Source organism: Caulobacter sp. GW821-FHT10A06 (assembly GCF_059415805.1).
The window spans coordinates 183,548-202,865 of record NZ_JBWKNY010000009.1; the positions used below are offsets into that span (position 1 = coordinate 183,548).

Below are 19,318 nucleotides of genomic sequence, written 5' to 3' on the forward strand. Positions count from 1 at the left end.
CCCCCGCATCGCGGGGGAGGATCTATTCAGACTACTCCGCCGCGTAGCTCTGCAGCGGGCGGACGTCCAAGACCTCTTCCGGCGCCACGGCGATCGCCTGGGCAGCAGCCAGGGCGCCGGCCGAGGTCGTGTAATACGGCACCTTCATCATCAGCGCGGTCCGGCGGATCTCGAAGCTGTCCTCCAGGGCCTGCTTGCCTTCCGTGGTGTTGAACACCAGCTGGACGCCGCCGTTCTTCATCACGTCGACGATGTGCGGACGGCCTTCCAGGACCTTCTTGACGTAGTCGACCTGGACACCCTGCTCGGCCAGATAGGCGCGGGTGCCTTCGGTCGACAGCACCGTGAAGCCCGCCGCTTGCAGGAGCTTCACCGGCTCGACGATCCAGGGCTTGTCGCTTTCCTTGACCGAGACGAAGGCCGTGCCCGAGCGGGGCAGCTTCACGCCGCCGCCCAGCTGGCTCTTGGCGAAGGCGCGGGCGAAGGCGGGGGCCATGTCGGCCTCGCCGTCGCGCTTCCAGTCCAGGCCCATGACCTCGCCGGTCGAGCGCATTTCCGGGCCCAGCACCGTGTCGACGCCGGCGAAGCGGGCGAACGGGAAGACCGCTTCCTTGACCGCGATGTGGTCGTACGGAACGTCCTTCAGGCCAAAGCCCGCCAGGGGCTCGCCGGCCATGACCTTGGCGGCGATGGCGGCGACCGGCTGGCCGATGGTCTTGGCCACGAACGGCACGGTGCGCGAGGCGCGCGGATTGACTTCCAGCACGTAGATGCGCGGGTTGTCGCCGTGCGGTTCCTCGATGGCGAACTGCACGTTCATCAGGCCGCGCACGTTCAGGGCCAGGGCCATCTGCACCGTCTGGCGCTTCAGCTCCTCGACCGTCTCGGCCTTCAGCGAGAAGGGCGGCATCGAGCAGGCGCTGTCGCCCGAGTGGACGCCGGCTTCCTCGATGTGCTCCAGCACGCCGGCCACGAACACGTCCTTGCCGTCGCACAGGGCGTCGACGTCCACTTCCGTGGCGCGGCTCAGATAGTGGTCCAGCAGGATCGGGTGCTCGAACGAGATCTCGCCGGCATTGGCGATGTAGCGTTCCAGGTGCTCGTGATCACGGATGATCTCCATGCCCCGGCCGCCCAGCACGTAGGACGGACGCATCACGAACGGGAAGCCGATCTTGTCGCCTTCGGCGCGGGCCTCGTCCCAGGTGCGGGCGATGGCGTTTTCCGGCTGGGCGATGTCGAGGCCGTTCAGCAGCTGCTGGAAGCGCTCGCGGTCCTCGGCCAGGTCGATGGCGTCGGGGCTGGTGCCCAGGATCGGCACGCCGGCCTCTTCCAGCGCGTGGGCCAGCTTCAGCGGGGTCTGGCCGCCGAACTGGACGATGACGCCGGCCAGGGTCCCGTTGCTCATCTCGACATGCAGCAGCTCCAGCACGTCCTCGGCCGTCAGCGGCTCGAAGTACAGGCGGTCGGAGGTGTCGTAGTCGGTCGAGACGGTCTCGGGGTTGCAGTTGACCATGATCGACTCGATGCCGATCTGGTCCAGCGCGAAGGCCGCATGGCAGCAGCAGTAGTCGAACTCGATGCCCTGGCCGATCCGGTTCGGGCCACCGCCCAGGATGACGGCCTTCTTGCGGTTCGAAGGCTCGCTCTCGCACTCGGGGATCTGACCCAGCGCGCCCGTCTCGTAGGTCGAGTACATGTAGGGCGTCGAGGCCAGGAACTCGCCGGCGCAGCTGTCGATGCGCTTGAAGACCGGACGGACCGACAGCTCCTGGCGCAGGCTGCGCACAGCGGCCTCGGTCGAGCCGGTCAGCTTGGCCAGGCGGGCGTCCGAGAAGCCTTGGGCCTTCAGGGCGCGGAAGCCTTGAGCATCCGTCGGCAGGCCGCCGGCCTTCACCCAGCCTTCCTGGCGGACGATCTCGGCGATCTGGCGCAGGAACCAGGGCTCATAGGAACAAGCGGCGTTGACCTCTCCCACGGTCAGGCCGTGGCGGAAGGCCTGGGCGATGACGCGCAGGCGGTCGGGGGTCGGCGTGCCCAGGGCGCGGATCACCGCGGCCTTGCCGGCGTCCAGGTCGTCGGCGCCGTGGATCTCCACCTCGTCGAAGCCGGCCAGGCCGGTCTCCAGGCCGCGCAGGGCCTTCTGGACGCTTTCCTTGAAGGTGCGGCCGATGGCCATCACTTCACCGACCGACTTCATGGCCGTGGTCAGCAGAGGCTCCGAACCCGGATACTTCTCGAAGGCGAAGCGCGGGATCTTGGTGACCACGTAGTCGATCGAGGGCTCGAACGAGGCCGGGGTCGCGCCGCCGGTGATGTCGTTCTTCAGCTCGTCCAGGGTGTAGCCGACGGCCAGGCGGGCGGCGACCTTGGCGATCGGGAAGCCGGTGGCCTTCGAGGCCAGGGCGGACGAGCGCGACACGCGCGGGTTCATCTCGATGACGACCATGCGGCCATCGGCCGGGTTCACGGCGAACTGGACGTTCGAGCCGCCGGTCTCGACGCCGATCTCGCGCAGCACGGCGATCGAGGCCGCGCGCATCCACTGGTATTCCTTGTCCGTCAGGGTCAGGGCCGGGGCGACGGTGATCGAGTCGCCGGTGTGGACGCCCATCGGGTCGATGTTCTCGATCGAGCAGATGATGATGCAGTTGTCCGCTGTGTCGCGGACCACTTCCATCTCGTATTCCTTCCAGCCCAGGACGCTCTCTTCGATGAGCACCTCGGTGGTCGGCGACAGGTCCAGGCCGCGCTCGACGATCTCTTCGAATTCTTCAACGTTGTAGGCGATGCCGCCGCCGGTGCCGGCCAGGGTGAAGGACGGACGGATGATCGCCGGCAGGCCGACGAAGGCCAGGCCTTCGCGGGCCTCTTCCATGGTGTGGGCGGCCTTGGACTTGGGGCTCTCCAGGCCCAGCTTGTCCATGGCGTCGCGGAACTTCTGGCGGTCCTCAGCCTTGTCGATGACCTCGGCCTTGGCGCCGATCATCTCGACATTGAACTTCTTCAGCGTGCCGTCGGCTTCCAGGGCCAGGGCGGTGTTCAGAGCGGTCTGGCCGCCCATGGTCGGCAGCAGCGCGTCGGGGCGCTCCTTCTCGATGATCTTGGCGACCATCTCCGGGGTGATCGGCTCGATATAGGTCGCGTCGGCCACGTCCGGATCGGTCATGATCGTCGCGGGGTTCGAGTTGACCAGGATGATGCGATAGCCCTCGGCGCGCAGGGCCTTACAGGCCTGAACACCCGAATAGTCGAACTCACAGGCCTGACCGATGACGATCGGGCCGGCGCCGATGATCAGGATCGAGGAGATGTCTGTTCTTTTGGGCATCGTAAACTCGCGCGCAGAGACACGGTCGCGCACATCCGCGCGCCCGCTGCCGACCATCTTGCAGGTTAAGCCGCCCGTTTAGAGACGGAGTCGGTCTGGCGCAACCCCGCATCTTATGAAGGGGTTAACGGCGACTTTCGGCGAGCGGCGTTCGCGGTCGAGGCTCCGTCTTGGCGCGCTCTCACCGCCCCACTTCGCGAGACGATCGGGAGCGACAGGACGTCGCACCGTCATAAACCCGCGATTGAGTTTCCCCTATGGCGCGATATGAACGGACCAATGTCTGATTCTCGACACTAGGGGTGTCAATATGGCCTACACGCTGAAGCAGCTGACCATGGCCTGGACGGCCGCGAATGGCGGGATCGCGCCGAACGCGAAGACCCTGGCGGACCTGGAGAATAGAGCCGCTCAGAACGCGGCGGGCGCCCTGACCGACGCCCAGGTGCTGGGCTTCGTGCTCAACAGCGCCGACAGCAGCACGGCGCTGGCCGCGCTCAGCTACCAGTTCTTCACGGGCAAGAGCCCGACCAAGGACGGCCTGGCCTATCTGACGAACTCGCCGGACAACGACAAAGACCTGAACGACGCCTACTACGCCAAGTTCGGGCTCGAGAACCGCTACATCAACTTCGCCGGCAACCTGGGCATCGCCGGCGAGGGCAAGGACGCCTTCGCGGCCAAGTATGGCGCGATGGACATCGCCGAGTTTGTCGCCTCGATCTACGAGACCATCGTCGGCTCGACCTATGCCAAGGCCGCCGGGATCGACCCGGCCAAGGCCATCGCCGACATCATCGAACGCAGCTCCCTCATCTTGTCCCAAGCCATATTTTCCGGCGCGGTCAATCTGGCCACCATGAGCGGGCCCCAGGTCGTCTTGTACGTGAAGGCCGCCACCGCCGGCTACGTGCTGGCCGAAGCAATCAAGGCCGATGTCGGCATTTACGCCGCCGCCGCCAATAACTTCACGCTGGCCCTGGTCAAGGGTGAGGCCGTCTACAACACCGACCTCACCAGCACCTACAAGCCGACGCCGGGTTCGGGCTCGCAAGGCACGGGCCACGTGGTCGACACCGCGCCCCCTGACTACGGCCTGCCCGGCGGCCCGCCGGCCCCGCCGCCGCCGCCGCCGCCCGAGCCGGATCCGGTCGCCCACGCCTTCACCCTGACCACCGGCGCCGACACCTTCACGGGCGAAAGCCTGGCCGACACCTTCACCGCCACGCTGGGGACCGTCACGACGCTGAACGCGAACGACGTCCTGAACGGCGCCGGCGGGGACGACACCCTGACGATCACCAGCGACAACCCCGGCAGCTTCAGCTTCGTCTCGAACAAGATCAGCAATATCGAGCATGTGCGCCTGACCGCGACCGGCGGCGTCCCGCACCTGTATCTGGGCGGCATCGCCTTCACCGACCTGACGAACACCGGCTCGACCCAGGACGTGTACTTCCACAACGCCGCCGCCACGACCAAGCTGAACATCAGCAACACCAGCTCGGCCACCACCTTCGAGACGCCCAACACCGGCCTGAGCGGCTCCACCGACGCCATGACCCTGACGCTGAGCGACGTAACCGGCGCGGCCGGGGTCACGATCAACGATGGGAATGGCGCCCCCAACCAGTACGAGACGCTGAACATCGTCTCGAACGGGACGGCCAACGCCATCAAGCTGGGCACCGACACCCATCAGACCAGCCTGGCGACGATCAACATCAGCGGCGCCGCGCCCCTGACCCTGACCTTCGCCACCGGCGGCGATCACATCGTCACCAGCGCCAGGACCATCGACTCTCACACCGCCACCGGCGGCGTGACGATCGGCGACGCCACCACGGCCCTGGGCGCGGCCAATCACACGATCACGCTGGGGACCGGCCGCAACGTCGTGTTCTTCGGCAACGGCGTGCTGAACACCAACGACACCGTGACCGCCACGGCGGGCACGAACGACACGCTGGTGATCACCGGTTCGGCGGTCACCTCCGGCGACCTGACCCACGTCACCGGCATCGAGACGTTCCGCTTCATGAACACCTCCGGCCTGCTGACCCAGGACGTCACGCAGCTGCCCGGCGGCGTGACCCTGGAGATCGACGGCTCCACCAGCGCCATCCTGTTCAACAACCTGGCCAACAACGCGACGGTCAACGCCCTGAACGCCTTCAGCCTGGGGATGGCGCTGGCCGCCAACACCGGCTCCGACGCCCTGACGGTGAACATCACGCCGGCGAGCACGGCGGGCGCGTTTCTCAAGACCATCACCAGCGTGACCGGTCTGGAGACCCTGAACCTGATGTCCAACGGCGCGGCAGGCCAGACCGCCGCCAACCAGATCGAGACCGACAGCGCCACCGCCGCTCACGTGCTGACGGGCAGCGCCGACCTGACCATCACCAACGCCCTGGCGACCGCCAGCCTCGACGCCTCGGCCTTCACCGGGAAACTGACGGCCACGGCCAAGGCCAGCGGCACCGCCTTCATCGGCGGGACCGGCGCCGACACCCTGAACGGCGGCGCGGGCAACGACACGTTCCAGCTGGGCGCCCAAGGGGCCAACGCCCAGTCGGGCGCCGACACCATCTTCACCAACGGCGGCAGCGACACCGTCATCTTCGTCGGCAACGCCCCGAACGGCACGGGCGCCGCCACCAGCCTTCTCGGCGCGGCCCCGTGGATCCGGGGGACCAGCGGGACCCCCAACGTCTCGAGCCTCACCACGCGGTTCAGCGCCGACGACCACGACTTCAGCCTGAAGAACTTCGCCGGAACCACCTTCACCGGCCTGGCCAAGGGCGCGGTCGCCCAGGGCCTGACGGCGGGCGACACCCTGGCCCTCTCTACCTACGGGAACAACGACGGGCCCGTCGCGGCGATTGCCAATCTCGCGTTCATCGGGCTGACGGGCACGGCCTCCCTGAACAACAGCGGCGACTTGAAGCAGCTGCTCAGCGACGCCATCGGCAACACCTCGATCACCGGCCTGGCGGCCGACGGCAACTATCTGGTCACGGTCTTCGACGGCGGAAGCAGCAACAAGACGCTCTTGTTCGTGGTCAACACCGGCGCCAGCGGCGCGGGCGACACGACGCTCAGCGCCGCCGACTTCACCGACACCGGCGTGGCCCTGATCGGCTATGTCTCCACGTCCGCCATAACGTCCGGCATGATCCTGGGGACGGCGTTCTGACGACAAATCAATGTCAGCGTGCGGACCGCCGACGGCGCTACGTCAGGTGACAACCGCCGCTCTTGAGTTGTAAGACCCCCACCGACGTCAAAACTATGATGCACGGTGGGGGAACACGCGTGGCCTATACATCCAAGCAGCTGACCATGGCCTGGACGGCTGTCCACGGTGGAGTCGCGCCGAACAGCGCGCTCCTGGCCGACCTGGAGAACCGCGCCGCCCAGAACGCGGCCGGGTCCATGACCGACGCGCAGGTGCTGGGCTTCGTGCTCAACAGCGCCGACAACAGCACCGCCCTGGCCGCGCTCAGCTACCAGTTCTTCACCGGCAAGAGCCCGACCAAGGAGGGCCTGGCCTACCTCACCAATTCGCCGGACAACCCCAACGACCTGAGCGACGCCTATTACGGCAAGTTCAATCTCGAGAACCGCTACATCAACTTCGCCGCCAATCTGGGCGTGGCCGGCGAAGGCAAGGACAGGTTCGCGGCAAAGTACGGCGCGCTGAGCTTCGCCGACTATGTCGCCTCGATCTACGAGACCATCGTCGGCTCGACCTACGCCAAGGCCGCCGGCGGCGATCCCGCGAAAGCCATCGCCGACATCGTCAGTCGCCAGGCCGCCATCCTGGCCACCGCCCAGGCCTCGGGCATGATCACCCCCGGCATGAGCCAGGCGCAGATCGACCTGGCCTTGAAGGCCGCCGCCGCCGGCTACCTGCTGGGCGAGGCGATCAAGGCCGACATCGGCCTCTACGCCGCCGCCGCCAACAACTTCATGCTGGCCCTGGCCAAGGGCGAGGCGGTCTACAACACCGACCTCACCACGACCTACAAGCCCGTCCCCGGCTCGGGCTCGCAGGGCACGGGCCGCACGATCGACACCGCGCCCGACCAGTACGGCCTGCCCGGCGGACCGCCGCCGCCCCTGCCGCCAGCGCCGGATCCGGTGTCGCTCAGCTTCTCGCTCGTCGCCGGCCCACAGACCCTGACGGGCGACAGCGAGAACGACACCTTCTCGGCCACCAGCGCGACGTTCGACGCCGGCGACGTGCTGAACGGTCGTGGCGGGCGCGACACCCTGACGATCACCGCGACCGGCGCCTACACCGCGCCCGCCGCGACCGTCACCGCCATCGAGACCGTCAACATCAACGGTAACAACACCGTCACCGCCAACATCTCGACCTGGACCGGCGTTGAGACGCTGAACGTCACCTCGGTCGGCGCCGCCACGCTCACCGCGGCCACCACGGTCGACGTCACGCTGACCGCCAGCCAGCACGCGGCGGCGATGCTGAATGTGCAGGGCGGCAACGACGTCACCGTCAACGCCACGGGCACGACGACCGGCGCCATCACCGTCGGCGGCACGGTCGATCCGACCGGCGCGGTCAAGGTCAGCACCTCGACCAGCCAGGCCGCCAACCAGGGCCAGATCAACATCTCGGGCGGCACGACGGTCGAGGTCACCCAGACCGCCAGCAACACCGCCAACACCACCCACGGCAACGGCGCTGTGCGGGTCAACGGTCGGCTGAACACGACCGAGGTCACCCTCGTCGCGCCCAAGACGGTCGCCGCCGCGCCCGGCGTCGCGGGCAACGCCGCCAACACCGTCCAGATCTTCGACATCCAGGACGGGACCTCGGCCGTGAAGGGCTCGATCACCAAGGTCAGCGTCGACGGCGCCACCACGGTCAGCATCACCGACAACGCCCTGTCCAACCTGACGCTGGCCCACACCACCGGCGCCATCACGCTGGACAACACCAGCGCCCTGGCCGCGCCCGACAAGACCACCACCCTGGCCCTGACGGTCAACGGCGTCAGCGCGCCGTCGATCTCCGACACCGGGATCTACACCACGCTGGACGTCACCACCGGCGCCGAGGCCTCGGCCCTGGGCACGGTCGGCATGGCTGGCCTGACGACGATGACCGTCGCCGGCGCGGGCGACCTGAGCGCGAACGTCTCGGGAATCACGACCCTGACCTCGGTGGACGCCTCGACCAGCACCGGCACGAACAGCATCACGCTGGACGGGACCCGGACGACCTATACCGGCGGCTCGGGCGTCGACAACGTCACGCTCACCAACACGACCGCGCTCAGCAAGGCCATCAACGGCGGCGCCGGGACGACCGATCAGCTGACGGTCAAGATGACGATGTTGCTCGCCATGAGCTCGACGACCTTCGCCAACAACGTCACCGGGTTCGAACGGCTGACGTTGACGAACCTGACCGGCTTCACCAGCCAACAATTCAACTTGACGGACCTGGGCGGCTACAACTGGGTCAGCAGCAACGGCCTCCAGTTCAACGCTCAAGACCTGTCGCTCAACGGCTTCACCACAGGCGGCACGCTGGCCATCCTGGACGACACCACCAACGGTTCCACCTACATCCTCACCGGCGGCCCGGCCTTCATTGCCGGAACCGACGACGTGATGAATCTGGTCCTGTCGAAGGCCGGGCTGCTGACGGCGGGCACAGTGGCGCTAAACGACGTCGAGATCATCAACGTCACGACGGTCGACACCCAGGCGACCCCGACCAACCCGCTGCACACCCTGCGCCTGAACCTGTCGGCCGCGGCTCAGACGGTCAACGTCTCCGGCAACGCCGGCCTGGCGCTGACCACCTTCGCCACCAGCCTGACCACGGTCGACGCCAGCGGAATCACCGCTGGCGGCTTCACCTGGACGGCCAACACGCTGCTCAACGCCGCGACGATCAAGGGCTCGGCGACGGGGACCAACACCGTCAACTTCAACGCGGCGAACGGCGGGGTGATCACCTACACCGGCGGAACGGGCGACGACGTCATCTCCGGCGCCAATGGCCAGAACAACATCGTCAGCCTGGGCGCGGGGAGCAACAGCTACACCGGCGGCTCGGGCGACGAGACCATCACCGTGGGCAATGGCGCCAACACCATCACCACCGGGACGGGCGCCGACCGGATCAATGTCACGGCCGCCAACGCCAACAGCAACAGCGTCTTCACGACGATCACCGACCTCGCCTCGGGCGACAAGCTGGCGATCACCGCGCAAGGCGGCGCAGCGGCGGCCAGCGGCGGCATGGGCGCGATGATCACGGGTCCGGCGACACTGCAGGACTATCTGGACGCCGCCGCCGCGGGCGATGGCCACACGACCTCGGTCCTGAGATGGTTCCAGTTCGGGACCGACACCTATGTCGTGCTCGACAGCCACGCGGACGCCACGTTCCACGCGGGGACCGACATCCTGGTCAGGCTGACGGGCCTGATCGACCTGTCGACCTCGTCGGCCGCCGCCGGCGTGCTGACCCTGGCTTAGGGGCCAATCTTGCGAGGCGCCCCGCCTCACTATTTGTGATGACAACGCCCTCGCAAGGCCAAGGCTAGAACTCACCCCAAAGTCGCATAGCCGACAGTTGGGGACGTACGAGTATGGCCTATACGCTCAAGCAACTGACCATGGCCTGGACGGCCGCGCATGGCGGCGTCGCGCCCGACGCCGCGACCCTGGCGGATCTCGGGAACCGCGCCGCGCAGAACGCGGCCGGCGTCCTGAGCGACGCTCAGGTGCTGGGCTTCGTGATCAACAGCGCCGACAACAGCACCGCGCTCGCCGCGCTCAGCTACCAGTTCTTCACCGGCAAAAGCCCGACCAAGGAAGGTCTGGCCTATCTGACCAATTCCCAGGACAACCCCAACGACCTGAACGACGCCTACTACGGCAAGTTCAACACCGAGAACCGCTACATCAACTTCGCCGCCAACCTCGGTGTGGCCGGCGAAGGCAAGGACGCCTTCGCGGCCAAGTACGGCGCGATGACCTTCGCCCAGTATGTGGCCTCGATCTACGAGACGATCGTGGGCTCCAGCTACGCCAAGGCCGCCGGCGCCGATCCGGCCGCCGCCATCGCCGACATCGTCGGTCGCCAGGCCGCCATCCTGGCCACCGCGCAAGCCTCGGGGATGATCACCCCCGGCATGAGTCAGGCCCAGATCGACCTGGCCCTGAAAGCCGCCACGGCCGGCTACCTGATGGGCGAGGCGATCAAGGCCGACATCGGCGTCTATGCCGCCGCCGCCAACAACTTCACCCTGGCCCTGGCCACGGGGAATGCGGCCTACAATGTCGACCTCACCACCACCTACAAGCCCACGCCCGGCCAGGGCGTCGGCGCGCCCGTGACGACCGCGCCGACGGAGGACGCCCTGCCCGGCTACGTGCCGCCGCCGCCGCCGCCCTCCCCGCCCGCGCCGAGGCCCATGACCTTCAACCTGACCAACGGCGTGGACACGTTCACCGGCGCCAATCTGGATGACACCTTCAACGCCACGGCCACGACGCTCAACGCCAGCGACGTGCTGAAAGGCGGCGGCGGCAATGACACCCTGACCATCAACGCCGGCTTCAACGGCAACTACACCCCCGCCGTGACGACTCTGGACAGCATCGAGACCGTCAACATCACCAACGCCAATTCGGGCGTCTATGTCGACGCCAGCAACTGGATGGACGTGACCAAGCTGAACGTCACCGACAGCCAGTCGACGCAGGTGACCGCCAGCGGAACCCAGGATGTCACGATCACCAACACCAGCCAGACGGGCTTTACCTTCATCGCCGACGGCGGCCGCGACGTGACCATCTCCATCGCCGACAGCGAGGGCACGATCCGGGTCGGCGCCAACCTGGTCCCGATCGGCGCGCTGGTCTTCTCGCGAACCGCTTCCGTCGTGAACCCGGGCTCGCTGGAGATCACCGGCGGCGTGTCGATGGACGTCACCCTGACGGCCGCCAACGCGGTCAACACCACCCAGTCGGGCTCGGCGACCCTCTACGGCACGTTCCTGACCGAGTGGGTCAAGGTCAAGGGTTCGGTGGCGCGAACCGCCGATCCCAGCACGGCCGGTCATGGGGGCGACACCTTCTTTATCAACGACCTCTACCGGTCTGACCCCAGCCAGGCCGGCCGGATCACCTCGGTCGAGGCCGACGGTTTCGGGTCGCTGTACATCCGCGACAACGCCCTGACGACGCTGAAGGCGTCCAACGGCGGCAATATCGAGATCACCAACAACATCGCCGCCGTGGGCGTCTCCGCGACGCTGGACGCCACGCTCGACGGCATCGACGGCTATCTCCGGGACTCTGGCGCCTTTTCGACCCTGAACCTGATCGTGAAGTCCAATGGCGTGGACGCCGACTTGCAGATGGCCGCTCTGGACACGCTGACCATCGACGGGACCGGCTACACGAGGTTGAGCAACAGCACCAGCACGGCCCTGACCCTGGTCGACGCCAGCGCCCTCACCGGCGACCTGGTCTGGGCGCCGGTCGCGCAATCCGGCACCGTCACGATCAAGACCGGGAGCGGCGCCAATAACATCGACGCCCAGAACATCACCGGGGTGGTTACCTTCGAGGGCGGCGCCGGCGCCGACACCCTGTACACGCAGAACGACGTCAACAACGTCATCCACCTGGGCGGCGGCAACAACTACTTCTCGGGCTACGGCGGCGCGACCTCGGCCATCACGGCGGGCGCCGGCAACGACACGCTCTGGATCAACAACGGCGGCGTCACGGTCAATGCCGGCAATGGCGCCAACCAGGTCCACGCCGGCGCGGGCGACATGACCGTCACCACCGGGACCGGGAACGACGAGATCTCGATCAGCGGCGGCACGAACACCGTCGATGTCGGCTCGGGCGACGACATCGTGATCATCACCGGCGTCGACGCCAACGGCGCGACCCACTTCGCGTCGATCACCGGCATGGGCGTCGGCGACAAGCTGGACCTGGGCGCCTTCAACAACGCCCACGCCCTGGGCGGGGAGCTGACCGGCATGGCCACCCTGGCCGACTACCTGTCCATCGCCGCCACCGGCGCCGCCCTGTCGAACAACAGGGTGGAATGGTTCGTGTTGGGCGGCGACCTCTACATCGTCTCGGACGCCAGCAACTTCGGCGGCTTCGACGAAGGGCGCGACGCGGTGATCAAGCTGACCGGTTCGGCGGGCCTGGCGGCGGGCCTCCGCGCCGGCCAGGTCGACGTCGACGACGGGGTCATCACCTTCCTCTGATTAAAACGCCGACCCGGCCGTCGTGGGCAGGTCGAAAAGAGGCGCGGTTTCGACCGCGCCTCCTCATTTGTGATGACAAGCGCCTCGCACGGCCGGGGTTAGAACCCTCACCAAAGTCGAATAGCCGACACGGGTGGGGACGATGGCCTATACGCTCAAGCAACTGACCATGGCCTGGACGGCCGCGCATGGCGGGATCACGCCCGACGCCGCGACCCTGGCGGATCTCGGGAACCGCGCCGCGCAGAACGCGGCCGGGATCCTGAGCGACGCCCAGGTGCTGGGCTTCGTGATCAACAGCGCCGACAACAGCACCGCGCTCGCCGCGCTCAGCTACCAGTTCTTCACCGGCAAGAGCCCGACCAAGGAGGGCCTGGCCTATCTGACGAACTCGCCGGACAACCCCAACGACTTGAACGACGCCTATTACGGCAAGTTCGGGCTGGAGAACCGCTACATCAACTTCGCCGCCAATCTGGGCGTGGCCGGCGAAGGCAAGGACGCCTTCGCGAACAAGTACGGCGCGATGACCTTCGCCCAGTACGTCGCCTCGATCTACGAGACGATCGTCGGCTCCAGCTACGCCAAGGCCGCCGGCGCCGATCCGGCCGCCGCCATCGCCGACATCGTCGGTCGCCAGGCCGCGATCCTGGCCACAGCCCAGAGCGCCGGCATGATCACGCCCGGCATGAGCCAGGCCCAGATCGACCTGGCCCTGAAGGCCGCCACGGCCGGCTATCTGATGGGTGAAGCCATCAAGGCCGACATCGGCGTCTATGCCGCCGCCGCCAACAACTTCACCCTGGCCCTGGCCACCGGCAACGCGGCCTACAATGTCGACCTCACCCAGACCTACAAGCCCACGCCCGGCCAGGGCGTCGGCGCCCCGGTGACCACCGCTCCGGCGGCGGAAACCCTGCCCGGCTACGTGCCGCCGCCGCCGCCGCCCCCGCCGCCGTCGGCCGCCACCTTCACCCTGACCACCGGCGCGGACAACTTCACCGGCACCAATCTGGGCGACACCTTCAACGCCACGCCCGCGGCCTTCAACGCCGGCGACGTGCTGAACGGCGGCGGCGGCGTCGATACCCTGAACATCGGCGCCAGCTTCAACGGCAACTACACCCCCGCCGCGGCGACCTTCAGCAACATCGAGACGGTGAACGTCACCAACACCCTGTCCGGCGTCTATCTGGACTCCAGCGGCTGGACGGGCGTGACCAAGCTGAGCATCACCGACAAGGAGTCGACGCAGATCACGGCCGGCGCGACCCAGGACGTCACGATCACCAACACCGACCAGGGCAACTTCACCTTCATCGCCGACGGCGGCCACGACATGACCGTGTCGATCGCCAACAGCGGCGGCACGGTTCGCGTCGGCACGAACACCGCCCCGACCGGCGCCCTGGTCTTCACGCGGGCCAGCGCCGGCCCGGGCGTGCTCAACATCGTCGTCGGAACCTCGGCCGACATCACCCTGACCGCCACCAATGGGGTCAACTCCACCCTGGCGCCCGGCTCGGTGACCATCGACGGCACCGCCCTGACCACCGCGATCAAGGTCAAGGGCTCGCAAGCCATCACCGCCGACAACGACACGGCCGGGCATGCCGGCGACAATTTCACCATCAACAGCAACGCCGGCGCGATCACGACGCTGGAGGCCGACGGCTTCTACGGCGTCAACTTCAGCGGCAGCGCCGTGAACACGCTGAAGCTCAGTCACGGCGTGTTCGTCGACATCAACAACGGCGCCGGTCCGTCCTCGGCCACCACCCTGGCCCTGACGGTCAACGGCTTCAAAGGCGACGTCCTGGACAACGGCGTCTACGAAACGGTGACCCTCACCCGGGGCCCCGAAGCCTCGGCCGTCGATCTGGGCATGAACGGCCTGAAGACCCTGACGATCGGCGGTTCTGGCGCGCTGACGCTGGACATCGTCGACAGCGCCGCCGCCCTGCAGACGATCACCGTGACCGGCGCGGGCGCCGTCGAGCTTCTCGACCTCACGATGTACGCCAACCTGGCCACGTTGGACGCCGCGAACGCCACGGGCGCGATCACGGCGGGCGTCGATTCCACCGTCACGGCCGTGACGACCGGCTCGGGCGCGGACTCGATCTGGACGTCCAGCACGATCAGCAAGACCATCGACCTGGGCGCGGGCGACGACACCCTCTATCTGGGCGTGACCAGCACGATCACCGCGACGGTGGACGGCGGGAACGGCACGGACGGCCTCTGGATGGACGCCATCGACGCCCAAAACAACGCCGCCCTCTACGGCAGCAAGATCCACAACTTCGAGCGCCTCCTCCTCGACAACGGTTTCAACTTCACGATCGATCTGGTCACCCTGGGCGGCTACCACTATGTCGAGATCGAGGACGGCAATGGCGTGACGCTGAACGGGTTCGACCCCGGCGACACCCTGGTCCTGACGCGGTCAGGTACGTCCTATGTCGTGGGCTCGGCCAATTTCGGCGGCGCCAGCGACAGCTTCAAGCTCGGGTTCGTGACCGACGGAACGGGCCCCGTGTCCTATGGCAGCGTCGACCTGTCGGGCATCGAGACCGTCGCCATCACCGCCGACGACACCCGCGCGACGCCAACCGGGACCGACTTCAACACGCTGAGCCTGCTGGACGCCGCCGCCAAGACCATCACGATCAGCGGCGACGCCGGCCTGGACCTGACGGCCGCCAGCACGGCCCTGACCAGCGTCGACGCCAGCGGCGTCACGATCGGCGGCTTCAAGTGGACGTCCGGCGCCCTGGCCGGCGCGGCGACGATCAAGGGCTCGGCGACGGGCGTGAACGAGGTCACCTTCACCGCCGCGACCGGCGGCGTGATCACCTATGAAGGCGGCGCTGGCGACGACACCGTCATCGGCGGCAACGGCCTCTCCGGCAACATCATCCACCTGGGCAACGGCACGAACTATTTCGACGGCGACGGCGGCGGGACCTCGGCGATCACGGCCGGATCGGGCGATGACTACATCAAGGTCGGCAACGGCGGCGCCACGATCAATGCCGGCAATGGCGGCAACGTCGTCTACGCCCTCAACAACACCGCCTCGACGATCACCACCGGGACCGGCGACGACAACATCTTCGTCGGCGGCGGCGCCAACACGGTCAATGTCGGCTCGGGCCACGACTATGTCGGGATCAAGAACGCGACGGCCACGTCCAGCGCCTACACCACGATCACCGGCATGGGGGCGGGCGACACCCTCGAATTCTCCAGCGTGACCTTCGGGCAGACCACCGCCGGCGTGGCGGTCGCCAACCTGGCCGCCGCCACCGCGGGCGACGGCTCGACGACGCCCATCCTCAAATGGTTCGTCGCGGGCGGCGACACCTATGTCGTCGTCGACCTCAGCGCCTCCGCCAGCTTCGTCGACGGGGTCGACTACATCGTCAAGCTGGCGGGCGTCCACGACCTGAACCAGACCGGCAACATGGCCGCGCACACCGTGACGCTGGTGTCCTAACGTCCATCGCCACCTTGACCCCTCCGTCGTGGGAGGCGGTCACAGGAGGCGCGGCTTCGGCCGCGCCTCCTCATTTGGCCAAGGCTGAAACTGACCCCCGAAGTGCGTCAAAGTCGCCTACCGAACTTTTCGCCCAATCAGCTACAAGAAGCCTAGTGATGATTCGACACTAGGGGTGTCACAATGGCCTATACCGAGAAGCAGCTGGTCATGGCCTGGACGGCTGTCCACGACGGTATGGCGCCCGACGCCGCTACGCTGGCCGACCTGCAGAACCGCGCCTACCAGAACGCGGCCGGGGCCATGACCGACGCGCAGGTGCTGGGCTTCGTGCTCAACAGCGCCGACAACAGCACCGCCCTGGCGGCGCTCAGCTACCAGTTCTTCACGGGCAAGAGCCCGACCAAGGACGGCCTGGCCTACCTCACCAACTCGCCGGACAACCCCAACGACCTGAACGACGCCTACTATGGCAAGTTCAACACCGAGAACCGCTACATCAACTTCGCCGCCAACCTGGGCGTGGCCGGCGAAGGCGCGGGCGCTTTCGCGGCCAAGTACGGCGCGATGACCTTCGCCGAGTATGTCGCCGCGATCTACGAGAGCATTGTCGGCGCGACCTACGCCAAGGCCGCCGGCGCCGATCCGGCCAAGGCCATCGCCGACATCATCAGCCGTCAGGCCGCTATACTGGCGACGGCCCAAGCCTTAGGGATGATCACCCCCGGCATGAGCCAGGCCCAGATCGACCTGGCGCTGAAGGCCGCCACGGCCGGCTACCTGATGGGCGAGGCGATCAAGGCCGACGTGGGCGTCTACGCCGCCGCGGCCAACAACTTCATGCTGGCCATGGCCAAGGGCGACGCGATCTACGGCGTTGACCTCACCACCACCTACAAGCCGACGCCGGGCTCGGGTTCGGACGGCACGGGCCATGCGATCGACTCCGCCCCGAACCAGTACACCCTGCCCGGCGGCCCGCCGCCGCCTCCCCCGCCGCCCGAGCCGGATCCTGAGCCCGCCGCTGTCGCGCACGCCTTCACCCTGACCACCGGGACCGACACGTTCACCGGCGAAAGCCTGGACGACACCTTCACCGGCCTGGCCAACTATACCGACGTCACCGAGAACGGCGCCTCGACCTTCAACGTCGCGACGGATGTGCTGGACGGCGCCGGCGGCTATGACACCTTGACGCTGGCTATCGCCGGCACGAGCAACCCGGCGGTCACGCTCGATCCGAGCAAGATCCAGAACATCGAGCGGCTGTCGGTGACGTCGACCGCCACCTTTGCCCGGGTGGTGGTGACGGGAACCAGCTTCACCGAACTGGTCAGCAATAACGCCACGTCCGGCATGACGATCACCGGCTTCGGGAGCAGCGTGGCCAAGCTGAGCATCATCGGCCCCAGCGGAAGCGTCTCCTTCGTACGGGACGGCGCGACGCTGGCCGGGACCGCCGACGCCATCACCCTGACTCTCACGGATGTCGGGAACACGTCGACGTCGCCGATCGTGACTCTGACCCCATCCGGCGGTGTGAGCACCGATTTCTATGAGACGCTGAACATCGTCTCCAATGTCTCCGCCAGCACGGCGAACTACGTGCGATTGGCCACGGGGACGGTCCAGACCAGCCTCACGCGGATCAACATCAGCGGTTCGGCGCCACTGACCCTGGACTTCCCCCCCAACGACAAAGCGCGCGGTGTTCAGACCATCGACGCCAGCGCCGCCACAGGCGCCATCACGATCGGGTCTACCAGCGCCACGGTGGGCGCGGCCAACCAGACCGTGATCCTGGGCACTGGGACCAACATCGTCTACTTCGCCACGCTTGACGCCAACGACACCGTGGACGGCAGCCGGGGCGGCAATGACACGCTGGCGGTGACCGTGACCAGCAATAATTCGCCGTTCGACGCAACCACCTTTGCCCATGTGACCGGCGTGGAAACCCTGCGCATATCAGGCGTGAACTCGATCACGCAGGACTTCAGCGTCCTACCGGCCAGCATGACCACCCTGCAGCTCGCGCAGACCTCTAACGGCTATACGTTGAACAAGCTGGCTAACGGCATGACCGTGGAACTGCTCGCCAGCACGATCAGTGGCGCTGTCACGGCCCTAAGCCTGGCCAATGACACCGCTGCCGACATGCTGACGCTGAAACTCAACGCTCCGACGACATTAGCCACCTTCACCTTGGGCACGTTGAACGATGTGGCCGACCTGGAGACGCTGAACATCGTCTCCACCGGCGCGGCGACAACCAATCGTATCGTCAGCGACAAGGTCACCGCCCAGCAGGTGATCACCGGCAACGCCAACCTGACCCTATCCATGGCCACCAACGTCTCCGGCAGGATCGACGCTAACGCCTTTACCGGCAAGCTGACGTTCACCGCCTTTGGCAACGGGAACGACACCGTTGTCGGCGGGACCGGGAACGACACCTTCACCCTAGCCGGCGGCGTCAATACGCTAACGCTCGGCGTCCAGGGACAGAACGCCCAGGCGGGCGCCGACGCCATCACCACCACAGGAACCGACACCATCGGCTTCGTCGGCAACACGCTGACGGTCACAGCTGCCGCCACGACCTTCAATGGCTTGCAGGCCGCGACAATCACCGGCACTTCGGGCGCGGCCGTCACCAACAACCCCACCCTCCGGTTCAGCGCCGACGACCACGACTTCAGCCTGCAAAACGCGGCCGGAACGACCTTCACCGGCTTGGCCCGGGGCTCGGTCAGTCAGGGCCTGACGGCGGACGACGCCGTGACGATCGACAGCGTCAGCTCGACCGCCGGCACAAGAGCGCCGATCAGCGCCAATGTCGTGCTCTTCAAGCTTACGGACGGCAGCGTGTCGCTCAACAGCGCCGGCAGCATTGGCCAGCTGTTCAAGGCCGCCATGGGCACGACTGTCATCACGGGCCTAGCCGCCGACTCCAACTACCTGGTCTCGGTTTTCGAAACCGCCGGCAGGACGGTCTACGCCGTGGTCAATACCGGCGCGAGCGGCGCGGGCGACACCAGCCTCAGCGCCGCCGACTTCACCGATCACGGCATGGCCGTGATCGCGCTGGTCGGCACCACCGGCTCCAACGGCAACGGCGTCTCGCTCGGGGTCGCCCTCTAGTCCCCCGGACAAGGCCGGAAGAACGCCGGTTGACAAAGGCGCTTCCTCAAT

Annotated in this window: 6 protein-coding genes; 5 read left to right on the forward strand and 1 reads right to left on the reverse strand. The window is 67.1% G+C overall.

Translation table 11 applies throughout. The annotated features are described in order from the left end of the window. Positions 1-31: 31 nt before the first annotated feature. Positions 32-3,331, reverse strand: a complete 3,300-nt coding sequence (gene carB / locus AC07NF_RS25170; protein ID WP_494633402.1) for a carbamoyl-phosphate synthase large subunit — start codon at positions 3,329-3,331, stop codon at positions 32-34. A 310-nt stretch (positions 3,332-3,641) separates the two neighbouring features. On the opposite strand from carB, the gene AC07NF_RS25175 reads away from it, so the two are divergent. From AC07NF_RS25175 to AC07NF_RS25195, 5 genes are all read left to right on the forward strand, one after another. Continuing rightward, the gene (locus tag AC07NF_RS25175; RefSeq protein WP_494633403.1) at positions 3,642-6,530 is read left to right on the forward strand and encodes a hypothetical protein; all 2,889 of its coding nucleotides are present in this window, start codon (positions 3,642-3,644) and stop codon (positions 6,528-6,530) included. A 119-nt stretch (positions 6,531-6,649) separates the two neighbouring features. Next, positions 6,650-9,856, forward strand: coding sequence for a hypothetical protein (locus AC07NF_RS25180; RefSeq protein ID WP_494633404.1), 3,207 nt, complete (start codon positions 6,650-6,652; stop codon positions 9,854-9,856). Positions 9,857-9,969: 113 nt separating this feature from the next. Continuing rightward, positions 9,970-12,621: a hypothetical protein gene (locus AC07NF_RS25185; protein ID WP_494633405.1), complete on the forward strand. Its 2,652-nt coding sequence runs from the start codon at positions 9,970-9,972 to the stop codon at positions 12,619-12,621. Positions 12,622-12,763: 142 nt separating this feature from the next. Beyond that, positions 12,764-16,123: a hypothetical protein gene (locus AC07NF_RS25190; protein WP_494633406.1), complete on the forward strand. Its 3,360-nt coding sequence runs from the start codon at positions 12,764-12,766 to the stop codon at positions 16,121-16,123. Between the two features lie 183 nt (positions 16,124-16,306). After that, positions 16,307-19,267 (forward strand): hypothetical protein, encoded by a 2,961-nt coding sequence (locus tag AC07NF_RS25195; RefSeq protein ID WP_494633407.1) that lies wholly within the window; start codon positions 16,307-16,309, stop codon positions 19,265-19,267. Positions 19,268-19,318: the final 51 nt, after the last annotated feature.

Bases quoted from the DNA above. Each gene is read 5' to 3' on its own strand.
- carB (WP_494633402.1), bottom strand. From the start codon at position 3,331: ATGCCCAAAAGAACAGACATCTCCTCGATCCTGATCATCGGCGCCGGC.
- AC07NF_RS25185 (WP_494633405.1), top strand. From the start codon at position 9,970: ATGGCCTATACGCTCAAGCAACTGACCATGGCCTGGACGGCCGCGCAT.
- AC07NF_RS25195 (WP_494633407.1), top strand. From the start codon at position 16,307: ATGGCCTATACCGAGAAGCAGCTGGTCATGGCCTGGACGGCTGTCCAC.
- AC07NF_RS25190 (WP_494633406.1), top strand. From the start codon at position 12,764: ATGGCCTATACGCTCAAGCAACTGACCATGGCCTGGACGGCCGCGCAT.
- AC07NF_RS25175 (WP_494633403.1), top strand. From the start codon at position 3,642: ATGGCCTACACGCTGAAGCAGCTGACCATGGCCTGGACGGCCGCGAAT.